1 protein-coding gene is annotated in these 1938 nt (G+C 57.8%); it reads right to left on the bottom strand.

The features are described 5' to 3' along the window. Nucleotides 1–1938, bottom strand: a 1938-nt coding sequence (locus ACMZ42_RS26930; protein WP_415733407.1) for a hypothetical protein, incomplete at both ends; no start/stop codon positions are given.

The following is a 1938-nucleotide window of genomic DNA, read 5'->3' as shown; positions in this document are numbered from 1 at the left end:
ACTGGGGCTACTGGGGCTACTGGGGCTACTGGGGCTACTGGGGCTACTGGGGCTACTGGGGCTACTGGGGCTACTGGGGCTACTGGGGCTACTGGCTCTGCTGGTGCGACTGGGGCTACCGGCTCTACTGGTGTGACTGGTTCTACTGGTTCTACCGGGGCTCCTGGTGTTACTGGTGTTACTGGTGACACTGGAGCTACTGGTTCTTCCGGAGTTACCGGTTCTACCGGGGCTACCGGGGCTACCGGGGCTACCGGTTCTACCGGGGCTACCGGGGCTACCGGGGCTACCGGGGCTACCGGGGCTACGGGAGCTACTGGCTCTACTGGCGTTACTGGTGACACTGGAGCTACCGGCTCTACTGGGGCTACTGGTTCTACTGGCGTTACCGGTGACACTGGAGCTACCGGCTCTACTGGGGCTACTGGTTCTACTGGCGTTACTGGTGACACTGGAACTACCGGCTCTACTGGGGCTACTGGGGCTACTGGTTCTTTCGGAGTTACCGGTTCTACCGGGGCTACTGGAGTTACTGGCTCTACTGGCGTTACTGGTGACACTGGAGCTACTGGAGCTACTGGTTCTTCCGGAGCTACTGGTTCTTCCGGAGTTACCGGTTCTACTGGAGCTACTGGTTCTTCCGGAGCTACTGGTTCTACCGGAGTTACCGGTTCTACTGGAGCTACTGGTTCTACCGGAGTTACCGGTTCTACTGGTTCTTCCGGGGCTACGGGAACTACTGGCTCTACTGGCGTTACTGGTGACACTGGAGCTACCGGCTCTACTGGGGCTACTGGTTCTTCCGGAGTTACCGGTTCTACTGGAGCTACTGGTTCTTCCGGGGCTACGGGAGCTACTGGCTCTACTGGCGTTACTGGTGACACTGGAGCTACTGGTTTTACCGGAGTTACCGGTTCTAGTGGAGCTACTGGCTCTACTGGTTCTACTGGGGCTACTGGGGCTACTGGGGCTACTGGCGTTACCGGTGACACTGGAGCTACTGGTGTTACTGGTGACACTGGAACTACCGGCTCTACTGGGGCTACGGGAGTTACTGGTTCTACTGGCGTTACTGGAGCTACTGGAGCTACTGGAGCTACTGGAGCTACTGGAGCTACTGGTTCTTCCGGAGCTACTGGTTCTTCCGGGGCTACGGGAGTTACTGGCTCTACTGGCGTTACTGGTAACACTGGAGCTACTGGTTCTACCGGAGTTACCGGTTCTACTGGAGCTACTGGTTCTTCCGGGGCTACAGGAACTACTGGCTCTACTGGCGTTACTGGTGACACTGGAGCTACCGGCTCTACTGGGGCTACTGGTTCTTCCGGAGTTACCGGTTCTACTGGAGCTACTGGTTCTTCCGGGGCTACGGGAGCTACTGGCTCTACTGGCGTTACTGGCTCTACTGGGGCTACTGGTTCTTCCGGAGTTACCGGTTCTACTGGGGTTACTGGATCTACTGGTGTTACTGGTGACACTGGAGCTACTGGTTTTACCGGAGTTACCGGTTCTAGTGGAGCTACTGGCTCTACTGGTGTGACTGGTTCTACTGGGGCTACTGGGGCTACTGGCGTTACCGGTGACACTGGAGCTACTGGTGTTACTGGCTCTACTGGCGTTACAGGTTCTACCGGGGCTACTGGAGCTACTGGCTCTACTGGAGCTACTGGAGCAACAGGCTCTACCGGAGCAACGGGCGCTACGGGAACAACAGGCTCTACTGGAGCTACTGGAACAACAGGTACTACTGGAGCAACAGGTACTACTGGAACAACAGGTACTACTGGAGCAACAGGTACTACTGGAGCTACTGGGGCTACTGGAGCTACTGGGGCTACTGGGGCTACTGGGGCTACTGGGGCTACTGGGGCTACTGGGGCTACTGGGGCTACTGGGGCTACTGGGGCTACTGGGGCTACTGGGGCTACTGGGGCTACT

This window comes from Lysinibacillus sp. NPDC056185 (genome assembly GCF_047737915.1).
Lineage (GTDB): Bacteria > Bacillota > Bacilli > Bacillales_A > Planococcaceae > Lysinibacillus.
This window is presented reverse-complemented; position numbering and strand designations above follow the sequence as displayed.